General features: G+C 62.8%; 1 protein-coding gene. It reads left to right on the top strand.

Features of this window, described 5'->3' with window-relative positions:
* Nucleotides 1–186: 186 nt before the first annotated feature.
* Nucleotides 187–573, top strand: a 387-nt coding sequence (locus A9D60_RS06940) for a hypothetical protein (protein WP_141117868.1), incomplete at its 3' end; no start/stop codon positions are given.

A 573-nucleotide genomic window follows, 5' to 3' on the forward strand; every position in this document is an offset into this window, starting at 1 on the left:
CAGCAACAATATTCTGCTGAAGGACACCAGCTACACGACCCTCCCGGCCGGGGCGCTGCTTGCTGTGGGCCGGATCAACGACGCGGGCAATCCGGTGATGCTTGCCGGGGGGCAGCACACACCAGCAACAATATTCTGCTGAAGGACACCAGCTACACGACCCTCCCGGCCGGGGCGCTGCTTGCTGTGGGCCGGATCAACGACGCGGGCAATCCGGTGATGCTTGCCGGGGGGCAGCACACACTGGCAATTTTCGCCAAGGGCGGCAATCTCGGCTATGCGCCAGGATCAACCACGGAATATGATCTTGGGGCCGCGCAAGAACATGAACCATCCTGGCTGAGCGTCGGCAGCGGCCATAACCTTTTTGCGAACTATGTCGATGGCACCGGGCTTTATGTGAACGGTGATGCGCAGCCGCAAGGCACCGCGGCCTCTTTCACCTATGGCGGCAGCGGTCTGGCCTGGGGGGGGCGGATTGGGGCAACCAACCGTTATTCCAACGGCGCGCACACAGGCGCCTTTGCCTGGGATACAGCGCCATCCGGGACCGATCTGGCAGCAGTCCATGCC

This window comes from Leisingera sp. JC1 (assembly GCF_001679925.1).
Classification (GTDB): Bacteria; Pseudomonadota; Alphaproteobacteria; order Rhodobacterales; family Rhodobacteraceae; genus Leisingera.